The sequence below is a fragment of the Bacillus sp. GW823-FHT06B01 genome (genome assembly GCF_058952315.1).
The window spans coordinates 593,810-611,195 of record NZ_JBXAHR010000002.1 but is presented as its reverse complement, the minus strand read 5'-3'; the positions used below and the strand labels follow the sequence as shown (position 1 = coordinate 611,195).

Below are 17,386 nucleotides of genomic sequence, written 5' to 3'. Positions count from 1 at the left end.
ATACCTCCTAAATAGAATTCATCATTTGAAACATTGGCATAATCATCGCTAAATACATAAGAACGACTATTCCTCCAATACACGTAAACAAAATCGGTTGAATGATCACTAACATACGTTTAACTTTTTGCTCCATCTTCTCCATGATAAGATCGCTATAGTCACCTAATTCAATTGCCAAATTACCATTTGCTTGTCCATGCGTAATAATATAAGATAGCTCTTCCTCGTAATATCCACTTTTTGCAATAATAGCTTGCAACGGTTCTCCCGCAATTAATTGGTGTTTAATTCGGCCCGCTTCATACTGAAAGAATGGATGATACTTTTGCTCCATCATTATTGTTATAGCCTCAAGTACCGATAGTCCTCCGTGTAATAAGCCGCTCAATTGAGTAGCCAAATAATGCGAATGCTTTAAAATAAGAAATGTTTTTATGAGGGGAATACGAAGCATAATTTTTATCTGCTTCATATGCGGGAGCTTCCGAAAGTAAACTATATATACACTACAGCCAATTAAGACGATAAAAATAGTGCTCATAATAAGATAGGGTAGCAGCTTAATTGCACTTAATATTTGTTCTGTAAGTAAAGGTGCTGTAGAACCAAACGAACTATATACCATGTCAACCTGCGGTAATAAAATGCGGTTAAAAACAAAAATCATGATTATTAAAAAGAACGCCAAAAACATAGGATACTGCATTATTTTCATCATATCTTTCCTATACTTATCCTTTTTATAAAGAAGTGAGCTCCCTTGTTGCAACGCAAAAGAAATATCACCATGTTGCTCGGCATAAAATAAATAGCTTAACATCTCCTGATGAAACTTTAATTGATGAAAAGAATCGTGTAGACTTTTTCCATCTTTTAACCCATCAATCATACGCTGCAATTGTACTTTCTTTTCTAAAGGTAATTGAAACTGTAAAAATTCTAATGCCTGCAAAAGGGAGTATCCTTTTTCTAATAGTTCTCCTAATCGTTTCAGTAATACTACTTGATCACTTAAACTCCATATTCTCTTAAACATACACATCCTCTTCTAAAAATCCTAAAGCGTATCCTTTTCGTAGCGAAGATTCTAATGTCTCATGCTCGTATGTGACACATTCCCCGTTTGCTTCTTTAATCGCTTGTTTTAACTCATATCCATATAACAACTCATAAATACTCGCTTGTCTTACTTGCCTCATTGATTTACATAAAGTTGAGCACTTTCTTTGGCAAAACGGACACTTCAATTCGACAAGTCGCTGTGCAGCTATAGCCAATAAAGATTGTTCAATCTCTTGCCTTGTTATGCCAAAGTCCATAAACCGAAGTATCGCTCCTTTCGCATCATTCGTATGCAATGTCGTCATTACTAAATGTCCAGTCAAACTTGCTCTTATAGCAATTTTCGCTGTTTCTTCATCACGAATTTCACCGACTAAAATAATATCTGGATCATGGCGTAAAATAGCCTTCAGTCCCGCCTCATATGTGATACCTGCTTTTTCATTTATTTGAATTTGTAATACATCGTCATTTCTTTTTTCAACTGGATCTTCTAGTGTAACGATGCGACGTGTTTTCTTTTTTCTAATTACCTCTAATAATGCATACATTGTTGTTGTCTTTCCTGAACCAGTCGGTCCCGTAAAGACGAGTAACCCATGTGAATAATGCAAAAAAGAAAGTAGTTTCTTCGCTGTACTTGGAAATAACGAAAGATGAGATAACGGCTGAATAGATGCTTGTAAATGAAGACGAATAACGAGACTTTCTTGATATACGGTTGGAAGCGTGGAAAGGCGCAAATATACTTCTTGTCCATCCATTTGTAAATACAATGAACCATTTTGTGGCTTCCGCCTCTCCCCTATATCCATGGATGCTAAAAATTTAAAGTGTGAAACAAGTTTTTCTCCAAATTCCTTTTCAATGTATTGTTTCGTCATTAAATCTTTTCCTATACGTAGTTGAACCGCTACATCCTTCTTCCGGGGCACAATGTGTAAATCCGAAGCTTGTACCCTACACGCCTCTTTCAAAATCATATTCGCAAAGCTTTCAATTCCATTCATCATTTTTCCCTCCCCACTATGTATATAGCATGAAAAAAACCATCAGAAAAATCGGTATTTTTGTATTTTCACTAGAGCAAAAAGGGAAAATATGTTTGTGAAATTATGAACAATTTCCGAATTATTGTCTGAAATTACCTATATGGAAGTTTATCTGTATTATAATGTTATTATCTTGGATAAAGTGATAAAGGTGGAGATCCTCATGGAACAAGCTTTAAAAATTACTGGTGTATTATCTGACCCAACTCGTTATTACATTTATAAATATATTTCTCAAAAACATAGTTACGTAACTGTACAAGAAATTGCAGATGAGTTTGCCATTCATCCAAACGTAGCACGTTTACATTTATCTAAATTAGAAGATGTTCATATGCTGAAATCGGAAACAAAGAAAACTGGAAAAGGCGGAAGACCAAGCAGATTATATGTATTATCTGAAGATGTGATTCAATTACAATTTCCATTCCGCGATTATCAATTGTTAGCAAGAATAGCATTTAATTCTTTACTTAGCCTTGGCGCCGCTGGTGAAAAAGCGCTATACGAAACAGGAAAACAATTCGGGGCCGAGTTAATGCAACAACATATGCAGCGTTTACATGTGAATGAAGATGCTTTAACAGTAGAGCAAAAAGTCCAAATTGCAAAAGAAGCTTTCTCAACAGCTGGTTTATCACCTGTATTTGAATTAAGTGCAGATGGAACGAAAATTTTCTACGATGTACACAATTGTCCATTTAAAGAGGTTGCTGTTCATCACCCAACTGAAATTTGTAATATGCACGGAGATATGATGAAAGGGATTTTTGAAATCCTATTCCCTAACACGGAATTAACTCGAAACGATAGTCTACTAGATGGATGTAAATCTTGTAATTATAAACTAACAATTTAATTTCTCATATAAAAAGAAGCCAATTATAATTGGCTTCTTTTTATATGAATGAATATTTACAATAGTAAGAAAAATAAACTATAATGAGGAGAGGTTTACTTTTTTTAGAAAAGGAGGGAGATGGCATGGAGCGCATGTTTCGCGTTCTCGGCTTTTGGACTGGAATTTTCTCGGTTATGTTTTACGTAGGGGATATGCAACAGGCCGCACTACTATTTTTAGGACAAACAGGTTTCTTCGTACTTTTAAGCTATTTAAATTTAACAGAGCGTATGTATATATACGTATTCGGGGCATATTTAACTGTTTTCTTCATAGGATTTACATACTACACGACGTTTTTACTTGTCCCTGGAGCTGGACATTAAAGATGGCATTTTGCCATCTTTTTTTTAATTCCGCAATTCCCTAGTTGACTTATAGGTTTTATTACCTTATATTCTATATAACAGATTGGAATTAGGGGGAATCAACATGAATACACTGCTTGTCGGAATTAACGTTGCAGTCATGCTCATCTTAGTTGGCGTATTATATTATATGCAACGTAAGCATGTATCTTTTAATAAACGTGTATTTACTGCTTTAGGAGTCGGAATTATATTCGGTCTTATATTACAATTTATTTATGAGCCAACTTCTAAAGTAATTATTGAATCAAATACTTGGTTTGGCTTGATCGGTAACGGTTATGTGAAATTACTTCAAATGATCGTTATGCCACTTATTTTAGTATCTATTATTTCCGCATTTACAAAATTACAGTTAACGAAAAACCTTGGTAAAATTAGTGGTCTTATTATCGGAATTTTAATTCTTACTACAGGAATTGCTGCAGCTGTCGGTATCGCCGCAAGTGCAGGATTTGATGTATCTGCAACAGGCCTGCAACAAGGTGATGCAGAATCTGCTCGTCTGAAACTAGTTGAAGAAAGATTTACTTCTATTGAAAAAACAACAATTCCAGATAAATTATTAGAGCTGTTACCTACAAATCCGTTTCTTGATTTAACAGGTGCTCGTCCAACATCAACAATTTCTGTTGTAATATTTGCAGCCTTTATCGGTATCGCCTTTATAGGGGTAAAACGAAAATATCCAGAACAAGCAGAACTATTTAAGAAAATGCTTGATGCTGTATATGCAATCGTAATGCGTATGGTAACATTAATTTTACGTCTTACTCCATACGGCGTATTAGCTCTTATGGCAAAAACAGTTGCTGGTAGCGATATAAATGCTATTTTAAAACTTGGTAACTTCGTGTTAGCGTCTTACGTGGCACTTATCATAATGTTCGTTATCCACTTATTATTAATTGCTCTATCTGGTTTAAATCCAATTCAATATTTAAAAAAGGTGTTCCCTGTATTAACATTTGCATTCACATCTCGCTCTAGTGCTGGTGCAATGCCATTAAATATTGAAGCGCAAAAAGAAAAGCTTGGTATTTCCGAAGGGATTGCAAACTTCGCAGCATCATTCGGAGTATCTATCGGACAAAACGGTTGCGCAGGTATTTATCCAGCAATGCTTGCAATGATGGTCGCTCCAACTGTAGGAATCGATCCATTACAACCACAATTTATTTTAACTTTAATCGCTGTCGTTGCTATTAGCTCATTCGGTGTTGCCGGTGTTGGTGGTGGTGCAACATTCGCAGCGTTAATCGTACTATCTACAATGAACTTACCAATCGGTATTGTCGCTCTTGTTATCTCAGTTGAACCATTAATCGATATGGGTCGTACAGCTCTTAACGTAAGTGGTTCTATGACAGCAGGTCTTATTTCTAGTAAATGGCTTGGTGAATTAGATCAAGATACGTACAATCAAGATGATACAAAAACTGGTGAAATTGCTTCATAATAAAAAGGATGCTAACAAAAACTGTTAGCGTCCTTTTTTAGTTCTTTTCATCTTCCTCTTTGTCTTTTATACATAAGGCATAACATATTGTTTCAAACACTATGTATAAAGCTCTACCAATTACTTCAGCCATGATAAGAACACCACTTATATATCATTACGTATAGATATAACTAAATTATGCTACTTTTCATTTTTTTAATAACTATTAATTATAAACTAAAGACTAACTATTATTCCTCATCTGCAAACTGTAAAAACTCTTCCAACCGCTCCTTTAACTCCTCCTCTATCTCACAATAAGTTTCATCAACAAGTTCACCACTTAACTTACCTCCCCAAAACCTTATTTGAAGCGGTACTCCTAAAAAATAATTACAACATTCCCAGATAGGAACTGTATAAAATTCAGTCATCTCTCCTTCTTCATCTAATACAGCTATCGAAATGGATGAAGAATATCCTGTTTCAAAAGGATCTTCTTTATCTCTGATGAGTTCTATAAATAATTCCATGTTTTTTTCTATGTACAAATGTGAATAATCTTTAAAAAGTTTAAATGATATTCTCTCTGTTTCCTTCTCCATACACTGAATTTTCTCTTTTAACTCCAATGTAAAATCTTGTTCTTTATACTTCATTCTCGCCTCCTAAAACACTGAAAAAGAGAATACCAATCTCGTATTCTCTCATTCTTATGCTGCTACAATTATTTTTATTATCTCACAGCCCGTCCTTTTCACAAATAACCATTTTGTTCGCACCATTTATGAAATTGTCCTACGTCTACTCCAACTAACACGATATCCTTTAGCTCTACATCAATGATTTGTTCTCCAATTACAATAGCAAACTGCGATTCTAATTTTGTCTCGCTGTTCTTTACAATTCCAATTCGGTTCCGATGCGGTCCATCTTTTATATATGCTTTTTGTCCTACAATATCAAAGTTCAAGTCTCTCACCTCTTTTATTGCGCTTAAATTTGAAATACGAACTCAAATTCGGAAATTTTCCTTTCCTTGCACTATTTCTCTATATATATGACGAAACAATAAAAGAGTCCTCCCTTCTTTACAATTATTTTTTCTTTGTTTCATTTTTGTGATTGAAACGTAAAGTTTATAATAAAATACACTTGGAAGCGCTTTCTATGTAATTTTTTATGTTATAATATATAAGTAGAACTTCGCAAAGAGGGTTAAAAAATGAATACAAAAATGATTAAAAAAGTAATTGACGCATTAAAAGTATATGGCTTTCAGAATGTATCATTCTGTGACAAAACGAAACAATTTTTATTTCATAACGAAATGGATATTATGAGCGGCTATGCAGAAATAACATATAGTAGTCAATTTGAAAAATTCAACGTACAAATTCATCCGATTGAAACACATCACCAAGCAGAGTTGCAAGAGGTTGAAAGACATATACAGGCCTGTATAAGAAAAGTGGAATATTTAAACGCACTTCTTAGCGGACAAACAAAACTAGATGACAAAATTATTATAATGTAAAAAAAGAACGTGAGGATATCACGTTCTTTTTTTACATTATACGTTCATCTTTTCCTTCAGTTGTAATCCTGTAATGGATTCTAATACATCCATTGCTTCTCCAAATGTCATATCAAAAATTGTCTTATCTTCTATGTATGGAAATTGTCTAAAGCGTTTTTCTAACATTTTCACGGCGTCCGACGTAAAGTGTACACTATCAATGCCAAATTCTGTTTCAAGAAGAACGATCCAATCTAACACATGAAAACCTAATCCATTTACGAATGAAATAAGTTTTTCTTCTGGCTGTGAAGATAAGAATACGTGTCGTTCCATCTCACCGAAAAGTTCTTCACCTAAAACTTCTGCTAATTCATCATCATGTTCGCGTTCAATAATCTCTTCATATCCGTAATCATCCACAAGCTCTTCTACTTCTTCACTATCCCCACAAAGCAATTGACTAAGAACGGCCTCTTTCTTAAATTCACTATTTTGTACGACTTCTAAAAAGCTCGTTTCCCATCCATTTTCTAATTTCATATTATATACTCCTTTATATACGTTTCTTATCATCACTGTTCCCAAAAGATCACTTTTATAACCTTTTAGGTCGTTACTATTATTTCACATGATTCATAACATAAGATGCAAATTCAGTTGCATCTCCTTCAAAAATATTTATTTCTGGCAAATGATAGAACGTTGTTTGAAGCGGGTTTCTTTCATGATATACATATATCTTTTTCTCTAGCGCAATCGCCATTCCAAACTCTGTATGGCTCCCGTTTCCGCCATCTAATATAAGTAAAAAGACATCCGCTTCTTTAATAGCATTCTTTTCTGCCTGACCAATTTCTCTTAATTGATCTTGATTCACTGCTCTTTCGTTTCTTGTCCAATCATATGTATGGTGCCATCCTGCATGTTTCAGTTCATTTGCTATAGAACGTACAAGATGTTTATTTTGGAATCCTGAGGCGACATAAAAATTCATTTATATACACTCCTTCATTATGTACGGGAAACTCCTTTTAGCGTTACTTGCTATAAACATAATAAAGAACTAAAGAACGACTTCAAAAAAAAATCCCCATCTTTAAAACTTATTTGCGTTTAAATGATGGGATTCTTCATGCTCTTCTTTTATTTTCTTCTTTTTATAACTTTCATCAGCTAACATTTCTAGTTCAGCTGTTATTTCTGATTTTTCAAGCTCTCTTTCTTGCGAAAATTTCCTTGAAATATAAACAATAACACTACCAACGTACAACACAAAGCATATAATAAGTGCAGTATTTTCATAGAGACTTAGCTCCAACACAGTCACTCCTAATCCATTCGTATTTTCACGCTTCATTACTTGGAATTTCCCTACTAATCCATTTGTTACCCCGCATTAACGGGCAGTAAAACCCCCACCTCAAAATTCAGCAAAAATAAAGAAGTTAGGTGTGGGATTAACTGCCCGTAAAAGCCCGATTGGTTCAACTAATAATCAGTGGGGATTAACCCCTCCCCCACTGATTAAAGTTTCACTTTATTGTAACATAAAAATATCAATCCTTGGAATCTTTCATCCTACTAAAAAAGACATGATCGTTTCATCATGCCTCTGAAATATGTTGAATGATTGTTTGAATTGCTTCTTTTCCATTATATTTTTTTAGTGCTGTTTTATACATTTCATTATTTTGATTTAATTCTTCGACATGCTTTATAAGTGATTTCACAGTCACATCTTCCTCATACAATACGGAAGCATATCCTTGTCTTTCAAAAGACTCTGCATTTAGTATTTGATCTCCACGACTTGCAAATTTCGATAGCGGAATTAAAACCATCGGCTTTTGCAATGTTAAAAACTCAAAAATTGCATTAGAGCCCGCACGTGAAATAACAAAATCTGTTATCGCTAATATGTCTGGCAGTTCTCCATGTATATATTCAAATTGTTTATATCCTTCTTTATTTTGTAAGCTTTCATCAAGATTACCTTTTCCGCAAAGATGAACAATTTGATATTTTTTCAAAAGTTCTGGTAACGCTTCTCGAACCGTTTCATTAATTTTCTTTGCGCCCAAACTTCCTCCCATAATTGTAATAACTGGCTTTTTACGTGAAAAACCTAAAAACACTAAACCTTTTTCACGATTTCCCTTTAGCACTTCTTCACGTACAGGAGATCCTGTATAGATTACTTTTTCTTTCGGTAAATGTTTCGCAGCTTCTTCAAATGTAACAAATATTTTCGAAGCAAAACGGAGCGCAATTTTGTTTGCTAGTCCTGGCGTCATATCAGATTCATGTAATAAAACAGGGACTCTATTTAGCCAGCCTCCAATTACGACTGGTACAGATACGAAACCACCTTTTGAAAAAATCACATCCGGTTTTAGTTTTCGAATCCTTACATACGCATCCATAACACCCTTCATTACAAGAAAAGGATCTTTTATATTTTTTAAATCAAAATAACGACGTAGCTTTCCACTTGAAATACTATAGTACGGAATGCCTTCCTTTTCTATAATCGTTTTCTCAATCCCTTGATGAGAACCAATATACGAGATATCCCAATTCTGTTCTTGTAAATGTGGAATGATGGCTAAATTAGGTGTTACATGCCCTGCCGAACCGCCACCTGTAAAGACTATTTTCTTCATACGTCTCCCCCTTCTACACTATAATACACTAAAATATCTTGCCTCAGGGTGAGAAAATACCATAGCCGTTACAGACGCTTCTGGCTCCATCATAAATCCTTCTGTTAATGAAATACCTATTTCTTCTGGATGAATAAGGCGAAATAACTTTTCTTGATCCGCAAGTTCTGGACATGCTGGATAACCGAAAGACACTCGTATCCCTCTATATTTCGTACGGAAACGTTCTTCCATCGTCAGTTCTAGTGAATCTGGAATACCCCAGCGATCACGAATGAGCATATGTGTTTTTTCAGCAAGACCTTCTGCTAGTTCAAGCGCTAACGATTGGATCGCATGGCTGCGTAAATAATCACCCTTCGCCTTCCACTCTTCAGCAATGTTCCGAACGCCTTCCCCAACCGTAACAGATAGGAAAGCAACATAGTCCATCTCATCTCCAACTGGTCGTAAATAATCACCTAAAGTACGATATGGTGCTTTTCCTTGTCTTGGGAATGTAAAACGCTCTATAACACGCGTATGATCTTCTGGATCATATATTACAATGTTTTGTCCATCACTTTGCGCTGGGAAAAATTGATACACCGCTTTCGGTTTTAACCAAGATTGTCCTTCCTGCAATAATTCATCTATTAAATCATTTAATTCGTGTGCTCTCTTATCTCCCTCTCGCAAAAGCTTCTTCACATTTCCTTTTAATCCAAGGTGATGTCCAAGTAGCATTTGTCTATTTAAAAATGGAGCGAGATGAAGGGCTGGAATATCACGTAATACAATTCGTTTTGTTGAATCAGGTATCATAACCTCTGCCTTCGCTAATGGCTCAATTACTGCTGGAATTTCTACTTTCTTCTCCTCTTTTTTTACGATATGAAGATGACGCTCTTTTTTATCTTGTTTCATCTTCTCACGCTCTTCTTCCTTTTGAAGCTTATTAATAATATCAAGACCAGTCATCGCATCACTCGCATAACATACGAGCCCTTTATATGATGGTGAAATACGATTTTCTGTAAATTTTCTCGTTAACGCTGCCCCGCCTACAACGATTGGAACATCAATATTTGCAGCTTTTAAATCTTCAGCAGTCGTTACCATTTGTTGCGCTGATTTTACTAATAAACCAGAAAGACCAATAATGTCAGGCTTCTTTTCTTGTACTTCTTGAACAATTCGATCCGAACGAACATTGATTCCTAAATTAATAATCTCATATCCGTTATTCGATAAAATAATTTCAACGAGGTTTTTCCCAATATCATGTACGTCACCTTTAACAGTTGCTAATAATACTTTCCCCTTTTTCGCACTCTCGCTAGATTCCATATGTGGCTCTAAATAGCTTACGGCAGCTTTCATACTTTCAGCACTTTGCAATACTTCGGCAACGATAAGCTCATTATTATTAAATAATCGTCCCACCTCATCCATTCCTGTCATAAGTGGGCCATTAATAATATCCAAAGGTTTTCTTCCTTCTGTAAGTGCACGGCTTAAATCTTCTTGTAGTCCTTGTTTCGTACCTTCTACAATGTAATTTGCCAGCCTTTCATCAAGAGTTAATGTTTCTTGGGTAACGACATCTTTCTTTTTTGCCGCGCGATAAAAATTTGTAAATTCTTCTAACGTCTCTTGCGTCGTTTCAAAAAGTAGTGCATCAGCAAGACGTTTTTCTTCCTCTGGAATTGACGCATACCGTTCTAATTTTTCCGTATTCACAATTGCGTAATCTAATCCTGCTTTCGTTGCATGATATAAAAAGACGGAATTTAATACTTCTCGGCCAGCTGGTGGTAAACCAAAAGATATGTTACTTACACCTAAAATCGTTAAACATTCTGGTAAGGCTTCTTTAATAAGACGAATTCCTTCTATCGTCGCTGCCGCCGAGCCGATATATTCTTCATCACCTGTCCCTACAGGAAATACAAGTGCATCAAAAATAATATCTGACGGGCGTATACCATATTTCGTCGTCAATAACTCATAACTTCTTTTTGCGATTTCGAGTTTTCGTTCTGCACTAACCGCCATACCATCTTCATCAATTGTTCCTACAACAATAGCAGCACCATATTTTTGAAGAAGCGGCGTCACTTTTTTAAATCGTTCTTCTCCATCTTCTAAATTAATTGAATTAATAACAGCTTTTCCTTGTATATAAGTAAGAGCTCGCTCCATCACATTTTCATCTGTTGAATCAATCATAATTGGTACTTTTAACACTTTCGTAACTTCTGCCAAGAAGTTTTCCATATCTTCTATTTCATCGCGATCAGGATCTGCCATACAAATATCAATAATATGAGCATTTTTCTTCACTTGCGCTCTTGCGACTTCAGCAGCCTCTTCAAATTTCCCTTCTGCTACTAATCGTTTAAATTTACGTGACCCAATAACGTTTGTTCTTTCACCAACAAATAATGGTCTCATAGAGTCATCATATTGAAGTGCCTCTAATCCACTAACCCCGTGTCCAGCTCTTTCGTGGTGTTCACGCGGCTTAAGAGAGGCTAACGCGGATTTCATTGCTTTTATATGTTCTGGTGTTGTGCCACAACAACCACCGATAATATTAACCCATCCTTCTTCAGCAAATCGCTTCACTTTTTCAGCGAGAGAAGATGGCGATTCATGATAATGTCCATCTTCATCAGGAAGACCTGCATTTGGATAACAAGAAATGTAACACTCCGACAACTCAGATAGTGAACGAATATGGTCTCTCATAAACTCCGGACCGGTCGCACAGTTTAACCCAACAGATAATGGCTTCATATGTTCTACTGATAAGTAAAAAGCCTCAATTGTTTGCCCGGCCAGAGTCGTTCCCATCGGTTCAATCGTTCCTGAAATCATAATAGGTACAATTTTATTTAGCTCATCAAAAGCTGCTTGAATTCCAATATAAGCAGCCTTCACGTTACGCATATCTTGACTCGTCTCAACGAGTAATACATCTACGTCGCCATTCAATAAGCCTCTAGCCTGCCGTGTATAGGCTTCAATTAATTCTTCAAACGTCACACCACCTGTAACACTAATCGCTTTCGTTGTTGGTCCCATTGCTCCCGCAACATATACTTCCTTCCCGCTTTCTTTGACCGCTTGCTTCGCTAAACGCGCTGCCGTCTCATTTAATTCCTCATCTAAATGAGACAACTCATAATCACTTAATACAATATTTGTCGCCCCAAATGTATTTGTTTCAATAATATCTGCTCCAGCTTCAATATAAGCTTTATGAATCTTTAAAATGACATCAGGCCTTGTTTCTACTAAATATTCATTACAGCCTTCGTACTCTTCTCCTCCGAAATCTTCCGCAGTTAAGTCCTCTTGCTGGATCATTGTTCCCATTGCACCATCTAATATTAAGATGTTATTTTGTAATTTTTCTTCTATACATTTCATCAATTAATACCTTCTTTCACTTCTTGCTTTTCTCTCACATATTTAACAAGATGTTCTGTAATTTCATATTTTAGAAATGGTGTAATAAGATAAATGCCGTTAAAATACTTCATCGCCGCATCGATTAATTCTTGTGAAATGAGAATTCCTTCCTTAATTGCTGCCTCTTTCGTTTCATGTCCATCCATTCTCTCCCTTATTTCTTCAGGTAGTGTAATACCCGGTACCTCAAAATGAAGGAAATCTGCATTCCTTTTACTTATTAATGGCATAATCCCAATAAAAATAGGTTGTTCCAAATGCTTTGTCGCTTCATACACTTCTTCAATTAACGCGATATCATAAATTGGCTGCGTTAAGAAATATTCCGCTCCAGCATCTATTTTCCGTTCCATTCGCTTAACCGCTGCTTTTAAATGTCTTACATGCGGATTAAACGCACCTCCCACTGAAAACCTTGTTGCTGGACCAATTGATTTCCCTAAAATCGAGCGCCCGTCGTTCATTTCTTTAATCATTTTAATGAGCTCAATAGAGGACAAATCATATACAGAAGTGGCACCTGGAAAATCACCAACGCGTGCTGGATCCCCAGTTAAAGCTAACACTTCTTCCATACCTAACGCTGATAGGCCTAGTAAATGAGATTGTAGTCCGATGACGTTATGGTCTCTACACGTTAAGTGCGTCAATACCGGAATATCGTGCTTCGTTAATAATGCCCCCATTGCCATATTCGAGATGCGAGGCGATGCTAATGAATTATCTGCTAGAGTAATAGCATCTGCCCCAGCTCTTTTCAATGCTCTTGCGCCTTCAAAAAATCGCTGCGTATCTAACGTTTTCGGTGGATCTAATTCCACTACTACTGTCGTTTGTTTTTTTGCTTTCTCTGCTAAAGTGACATGAGCTTTCGAACGTTTCTCATGTGTATGAACTACTTTCGGTCTTTGAATCGTATCCTTTTCTATTACAGGTGTAACATTTGCAATTGCACGTTTCATACTTTCAATATGTTCTGGAGTCGTGCCACAACAACCACCCAATAATCGGATACCTTGCTCAATAAATTTCGGTGTCATCGCTTCGAAATAAGCCGGACTTCCCTCATATACGTAGCGTCCCTCCACATAATTCGGGAGACCTGCATTTGGATATGCTGACAAGTAGCCATTTTGCGGAATCGATATCATTTTAAAAGCTTCCGTCATGTGAAGTGGCCCTAGTTGACAGTTCAATCCAACAACATTTGCACCGTAATCTAAAAGCTGTTTTAATATTTCATTTACATCATTTCCATTTTGAGTTGTACCTGCCTCATGCAATGCTAATTGAGCTACAATTGGAATATTCGTTTGTTTTCGTAACACCTGAACAGCATGAAGTAATTCAAACTCATCATAGAAAGTTTCTAATAGCAGTCCATCAACCTGTTCTTCTAGTAATGCACTTGCCTGTTCCAGTAACATAAATTCTCTTTCCATATCAGTTGTCGTAACAGCTCCGATATGTTTCATACCACCAATTGTTCCTAAAATTGCATTTCTGTCTGTAACAGATGCTTTCGCCAGTTTTACTGCGGCTCTATTAATTTCAGTAACTTGATTTTCTAAACCATACATACGTAATTTCGCTTCATTTGCTCCGTACGTATTTGTTTGAATCACATCAGCCCCAGCAGCTACATATTGCTTATGAATCGATATAATTAAATCTGGATCAGATATATTCAATTCTTCAAAACTACTTTGCAAACCATGTGAATGTAATAACGTCCCAACCGCACCATCACCTATTACAATTCCTTTTGATAATAAATCTAGTAATTTCACAAATCTCCCTCATTTCTATCAATATAAAAACCCCCTCTTCACTTTGAAGAGGGGGACATAATTGTTCCTCCTCTTATTATGCAAAACATTCGTTTTGCAGGTATTAGCACCGTTTCAAACATTTCGTTTGAAGGTTGCTGGGTTTCACAGGGCCTTTCCCTCCACCGCTCTCAATAAGAGTTTGTCTTTATTATTTTATTTATGTAGCTAAAAGGAAATACGTTCCCCTTTTAACAATGTTTGTTAATTTTTTAATAAATTTAGCATGCACAAATGCAAAAGTCAATGACACTTGCGGAAAAATAAAAATTATTTAAAATAAAGTTGCAATTCAATTATCTTTTGTTGTAAAGTTAAAAACATAATAAAATTTCATACGAACATTCTTATCTAGAGAGGTAGAGGGACTGGCCCTTTGACGCCTCAGCAACCATTAACATTTGTTAATAAGGTGCTAATTCCAGCAAATTGTGAAAGATTTGACAGATGAGAAGAAGACTCTATTCAAACCGAAAGCCTTCTTCTTTAGAAGGCTTTTTTTATTTTCCCCCGCTATTTGAGGGCAGTAAGATTCCCAACTCAAAATTCAGCTGGAACAAAGAAGTTAGGTGGGAATCAACTGCCCGTAAAAGCCCGATTGGTGAGGGCTGATAATCAGTGGGGATGAATCCCTCACTGATTAAAGTTTCACTTTACATTCACTTAATTGTTAATTTAAAAAGGAGGAATTTTCACATGTCAACTATTGAAACAAAACTAGCACAAATCGGAAACCGGAGCGAAACTACAACAGGAACTGTTAACCCACCTGTTTATTTTTCAACTGCTTATCGTCATGACGGAATTGGTAACTCTACTGGCTTTGACTATTCACGAACTGGCAATCCAACTCGTGGTCTTTTAGAGCAGGCAATCGCAGACTTAGAATATGGTGAACAAGGTTATGCCTGTAGTTCAGGGATGGCAGCTGTTCTCCTCGTCCTCTCCCTATTCCGTTCTGGAGACGAACTTATTGTATCTGAAGATTTATACGGGGGCACTTATCGATTATTTTCTGAGCACGAAAAAAAGTGGAATGTTCGATGTAGATACGTAAATACACAATCCATTAAACAAATTGAGCAAGCTATCACAACTGCAACGAAAGCTATTTTCATAGAAACTCCAACTAATCCGTTAATGCAAGTTACTGATATTGCCGCTGTCGCAACTGTAGCGAAAAGACACGGACTACTTCTTATTGTAGACAACACATTCTATACGCCTTATATACAGCAGCCATTAACAGAAGGTGCCGACATTGTACTTCATAGCGCAACGAAATATTTAGGAGGACATAACGATGTCCTAAGCGGACTTGTCGTTGCAAAAGGAAAGGAACTTTGTGAGGAAATCGCTCATTATCATAATGCCTCTGGTGCGGTCTTAAGTCCATTTGACTCATGGCTATTAATTCGTGGTATGAAAACGTTAGCGCTTCGCATGAGACAACATGAAGAAAATGCAAAAGCAGTTGTTGCTTATTTAAATGATGAAGACGGGGTGACAGATGTATTTTATCCTGAAAGAGGTGGCATGATCTCATTTCGTCTGAAAGATGAAACATGGATTAATCCATTCTTACAATCTTTATCCTTAATTACATTTGCTGAAAGTCTTGGTGGTGTTGAAAGTTTAATGACGTATCCAGCAACGCAAACACACGCTGATATTCCTGAAGAAATCAGAACAGCAAACGGTGTATGTAATCGTCTTCTGCGATTTTCCGTTGGCATTGAAAATAGTAACGATTTAATTCAAGACTTAAAGCAAGCCATTAAACTTGTAAAAGAAGGGGTAAGAATATGAGTTATTCTATAGATACACTCTTACTGCACAACCAATATAAACATGACTCACAAACAGGAGCTGTTAACGTTCCCATCTATAATACATCAACATTCCATCAGTTTGATGTAGATACGTTCGGAAAATATGACTATAGTCGCTCTGGTAATCCAACTCGTGAAGCTCTTGAAGATATCATTGCTTTATTAGAAGGAGGAACAAAGGGATTTGCCTTCGCATCAGGAATTGCAGCGATTTCTACTGCATTCCTCCTTCTTTCACAAGGCGATCACGTACTCATTTCAGAAGACGTATACGGAGGAACTTACCGAATTATAACTGAAGTGCTCTCCCGTTACGGTGTGTCACATACATTTGTTGATATGACAAATGTAGAAGAAATAAAGCAAAACATTAAGCCAAACACAAAACTCTTTTATGTGGAAACACCCTCTAATCCACTTTTAAAAGTGACAGATATTCGTGCTGTTTCTAAACTTGCAAAATCTATTGACGCCCTTACTTTTGTTGATAATACATTTTTGACACCACTATTCCAGAAACCACTTGATCTTGGCGCCGATGTCGTTCTTCATAGTGCCACAAAATTCATTGCCGGTCATAGTGATGTTACTGCCGGATTAGCGGTTGTAAAAGATGCCGAACTCGCTCAAAAACTTGGATTTTTACAAAATGCATTCGGCGCTATTTTAGGTCCTCAAGATTGTTCTCTCGTACTTCGCGGTCTAAAAACATTGCATGTACGTCTTGAGCATTCAGCTGCAAACGCCAATAAAATTGCGCATTATTTACAAGAGCACGCTAAAGTTAAAAATGTCTATTATCCTGGCTTACAAACACATCTTGGATTTGATATTCAACAATCTCAAGCTACATCAGCCGGAGCTGTCCTATCTTTCACTTTACAATCAGAAGACGCACTCCGCCAATTTTTATCAAAAGTAAAATTACCTGTCTTTGCAGTTAGTTTAGGAGCTGTCGAATCGATTCTTTCCTACCCAGCTAAAATGTCACATGCAGCATTGTCGCAAGAAGCTCGTGATGAAAGAGGGATTTCTAATTCATTACTTCGGTTATCCGTCGGCCTTGAAAATGTTGACGATTTAATATCCGATTTTGAAAATGCCCTTTCTTATGTAGAAGAACCTGTAAATGCATAGAACGAACAGAAGATATGAAATTAAGTTTTCATATCTTCTTTTTTATACCGTTAAGTATATTTTTTACTTTTCGTATAGTCCATAAAAAAACAAAAGAGCACCATCTATTTCTAAATA

16 protein-coding genes and 2 riboswitches are annotated in these 17,386 nt (G+C 36.2%); of the genes, 6 read left to right on the top strand and 10 right to left on the bottom strand.

All coding sequences use genetic code 11. The features are described 5' to 3' along the window. Positions 1-7: 7 nt before the first annotated feature. Positions 8-1,039 (bottom strand): competence type IV pilus assembly protein ComGB, encoded by a 1,032-nt coding sequence (gene comGB / locus AC1Q8N_RS10175; RefSeq protein WP_098076701.1) that lies wholly within the window; start codon positions 1,037-1,039, stop codon positions 8-10. Next, entirely contained in the window at positions 1,032-2,075 is a 1,044-nt protein-coding gene (comGA, locus tag AC1Q8N_RS10170; protein WP_048546451.1) for a competence protein ComGA, read from the bottom strand. The genes comGB and comGA overlap by 8 nt, the downstream gene beginning before the upstream one ends. Positions 2,076-2,280: 205 nt before the next feature. Between comGA and AC1Q8N_RS10165 the strand changes: the two genes are divergently transcribed. From AC1Q8N_RS10165 to AC1Q8N_RS10155, 3 genes are all read left to right on the top strand, one after another. Continuing rightward, on the top strand, positions 2,281-2,976 hold the full coding sequence (locus AC1Q8N_RS10165) for a helix-turn-helix transcriptional regulator (protein ID WP_098076704.1): 696 nt from the start codon (positions 2,281-2,283) through the stop codon (positions 2,974-2,976). Positions 2,977-3,101: 125 nt separating this feature from the next. After that, positions 3,102-3,344: a DUF2626 domain-containing protein gene (locus tag AC1Q8N_RS10160; protein ID WP_000440719.1), complete on the top strand. Its 243-nt coding sequence runs from the start codon at positions 3,102-3,104 to the stop codon at positions 3,342-3,344. A 106-nt stretch (positions 3,345-3,450) separates the two neighbouring features. Next, positions 3,451-4,845, top strand: coding sequence for an L-cystine transporter (locus AC1Q8N_RS10155; RefSeq protein WP_048546455.1), 1,395 nt, complete (start codon positions 3,451-3,453; stop codon positions 4,843-4,845). Positions 4,846-5,078: 233 nt separating this feature from the next. Here the strand turns inward: AC1Q8N_RS10155 and AC1Q8N_RS10150 are convergent, their stop codons facing one another. Together AC1Q8N_RS10150 and AC1Q8N_RS10145 are read right to left on the bottom strand one after the other, a co-directional pair. After that, positions 5,079-5,486 (bottom strand): hypothetical protein, encoded by a 408-nt coding sequence (locus tag AC1Q8N_RS10150; protein ID WP_098076707.1) that lies wholly within the window; start codon positions 5,484-5,486, stop codon positions 5,079-5,081. A gap of 98 nt (positions 5,487-5,584) precedes the next feature. Then, complete coding sequence (locus tag AC1Q8N_RS10145) at positions 5,585-5,800, bottom strand: DUF3912 family protein (protein WP_001008334.1); 216 nt, start codon at positions 5,798-5,800, stop codon at positions 5,585-5,587. A 252-nt stretch (positions 5,801-6,052) separates the two neighbouring features. Here AC1Q8N_RS10145 and AC1Q8N_RS10140 point away from each other — a divergent pair, with 252 nt between their 5' ends. Then, the gene (locus AC1Q8N_RS10140; RefSeq protein WP_001093232.1) at positions 6,053-6,364 is read left to right on the top strand and encodes a hypothetical protein; all 312 of its coding nucleotides are present in this window, start codon (positions 6,053-6,055) and stop codon (positions 6,362-6,364) included. A gap of 36 nt (positions 6,365-6,400) precedes the next feature. Here the strand turns inward: AC1Q8N_RS10140 and AC1Q8N_RS10135 are convergent, their stop codons facing one another. The 6 genes from AC1Q8N_RS10135 to AC1Q8N_RS10110 all read right to left on the bottom strand — a co-directional run bounded on the left by AC1Q8N_RS10135 (position 6,401) and on the right by AC1Q8N_RS10110 (position 14,261). Further along, positions 6,401-6,889, bottom strand: a complete 489-nt coding sequence (locus tag AC1Q8N_RS10135; RefSeq protein WP_141497593.1) for a hypothetical protein — start codon at positions 6,887-6,889, stop codon at positions 6,401-6,403. A 79-nt stretch (positions 6,890-6,968) separates the two neighbouring features. Further along, a complete protein-coding gene (locus AC1Q8N_RS10130) occupies positions 6,969-7,343 on the bottom strand; it encodes a nucleoside 2-deoxyribosyltransferase (protein ID WP_001012499.1) in 375 nt (124 codons plus the stop codon). A 102-nt stretch (positions 7,344-7,445) separates the two neighbouring features. Continuing rightward, positions 7,446-7,706: a DUF3966 domain-containing protein gene (locus AC1Q8N_RS10125; RefSeq protein WP_000817963.1), complete on the bottom strand. Its 261-nt coding sequence runs from the start codon at positions 7,704-7,706 to the stop codon at positions 7,446-7,448. A gap of 247 nt (positions 7,707-7,953) precedes the next feature. After that, positions 7,954-9,012 carry an undecaprenyldiphospho-muramoylpentapeptide beta-N-acetylglucosaminyltransferase gene (murG, locus tag AC1Q8N_RS10120; RefSeq protein WP_088064408.1) on the bottom strand — a complete coding sequence of 353 codons (1,059 nt, stop codon included), beginning with the start codon at positions 9,010-9,012 and terminating at the stop codon, positions 7,954-7,956. An 18-nt stretch (positions 9,013-9,030) separates the two neighbouring features. Beyond that, the gene (metH, locus tag AC1Q8N_RS10115; protein WP_098076712.1) at positions 9,031-12,429 is read right to left on the bottom strand and encodes a methionine synthase; all 3,399 of its coding nucleotides are present in this window, start codon (positions 12,427-12,429) and stop codon (positions 9,031-9,033) included. Further along, entirely contained in the window at positions 12,429-14,261 is a 1,833-nt protein-coding gene (locus AC1Q8N_RS10110; protein WP_098076715.1) for a bifunctional homocysteine S-methyltransferase/methylenetetrahydrofolate reductase, read from the bottom strand. The genes metH and AC1Q8N_RS10110 overlap by 1 nt, the downstream gene beginning before the upstream one ends. Before the next feature lie 70 nt (positions 14,262-14,331). Further along, positions 14,332-14,441: riboswitch (SAM riboswitch) on the bottom strand. Positions 14,442-14,644: 203 nt separating this feature from the next. Beyond that, a riboswitch (SAM riboswitch) is annotated at positions 14,645-14,754 on the top strand. A 242-nt stretch (positions 14,755-14,996) separates the two neighbouring features. On the opposite strand from AC1Q8N_RS10110, the gene metI reads away from it, so the two are divergent. Together metI and metC are read left to right on the top strand one after the other, a co-directional pair. Next, complete coding sequence (gene metI / locus AC1Q8N_RS10105) at positions 14,997-16,109, top strand: cystathionine gamma-synthase/O-acetylhomoserine thiolyase (protein ID WP_098076766.1); 1,113 nt, start codon at positions 14,997-14,999, stop codon at positions 16,107-16,109. Then, on the top strand, positions 16,106-17,269 hold the full coding sequence (gene metC, locus AC1Q8N_RS10100) for a cystathionine beta-lyase (protein WP_000122285.1): 1,164 nt from the start codon (positions 16,106-16,108) through the stop codon (positions 17,267-17,269). Before metI ends, metC begins: the two co-directional genes overlap by 4 nt. The last annotated feature ends 117 nt before the right edge of the window (positions 17,270-17,386 follow it).

What these genes read in the sequence shown, in the direction of transcription:
- AC1Q8N_RS10165 (WP_098076704.1), top strand. Translation starts at nt 2,281, where the DNA reads ATGGAACAAGCTTTAAAAATTACTGGTGTATTATCTGACCCAACTCGT.
- metH (WP_098076712.1), bottom strand. Translation starts at nt 12,429, where the DNA reads ATGAAATGTATAGAAGAAAAATTACAAAATAACATCTTAATATTAGAT.
- AC1Q8N_RS10150 (WP_098076707.1), bottom strand. Translation starts at nt 5,486, where the DNA reads ATGAAGTATAAAGAACAAGATTTTACATTGGAGTTAAAAGAGAAAATT.
- comGA (WP_048546451.1), bottom strand. Translation starts at nt 2,075, where the DNA reads ATGAATGGAATTGAAAGCTTTGCGAATATGATTTTGAAAGAGGCGTGT.
- AC1Q8N_RS10135 (WP_141497593.1), bottom strand. Translation starts at nt 6,889, where the DNA reads ATGAAATTAGAAAATGGATGGGAAACGAGCTTTTTAGAAGTCGTACAA.
- AC1Q8N_RS10130 (WP_001012499.1), bottom strand. Translation starts at nt 7,343, where the DNA reads ATGAATTTTTATGTCGCCTCAGGATTCCAAAATAAACATCTTGTACGT.
- AC1Q8N_RS10140 (WP_001093232.1), top strand. Translation starts at nt 6,053, where the DNA reads ATGAATACAAAAATGATTAAAAAAGTAATTGACGCATTAAAAGTATAT.
- murG (WP_088064408.1), bottom strand. Translation starts at nt 9,012, where the DNA reads ATGAAGAAAATAGTCTTTACAGGTGGCGGTTCGGCAGGGCATGTAACA.
- metI (WP_098076766.1), top strand. Translation starts at nt 14,997, where the DNA reads ATGTCAACTATTGAAACAAAACTAGCACAAATCGGAAACCGGAGCGAA.
- comGB (WP_098076701.1), bottom strand. Translation starts at nt 1,039, where the DNA reads ATGTTTAAGAGAATATGGAGTTTAAGTGATCAAGTAGTATTACTGAAA.
- AC1Q8N_RS10160 (WP_000440719.1), top strand. Translation starts at nt 3,102, where the DNA reads ATGGAGCGCATGTTTCGCGTTCTCGGCTTTTGGACTGGAATTTTCTCG.
- metC (WP_000122285.1), top strand. Translation starts at nt 16,106, where the DNA reads ATGAGTTATTCTATAGATACACTCTTACTGCACAACCAATATAAACAT.
- AC1Q8N_RS10155 (WP_048546455.1), top strand. Translation starts at nt 3,451, where the DNA reads ATGAATACACTGCTTGTCGGAATTAACGTTGCAGTCATGCTCATCTTA.
- AC1Q8N_RS10125 (WP_000817963.1), bottom strand. Translation starts at nt 7,706, where the DNA reads ATGAAGCGTGAAAATACGAATGGATTAGGAGTGACTGTGTTGGAGCTA.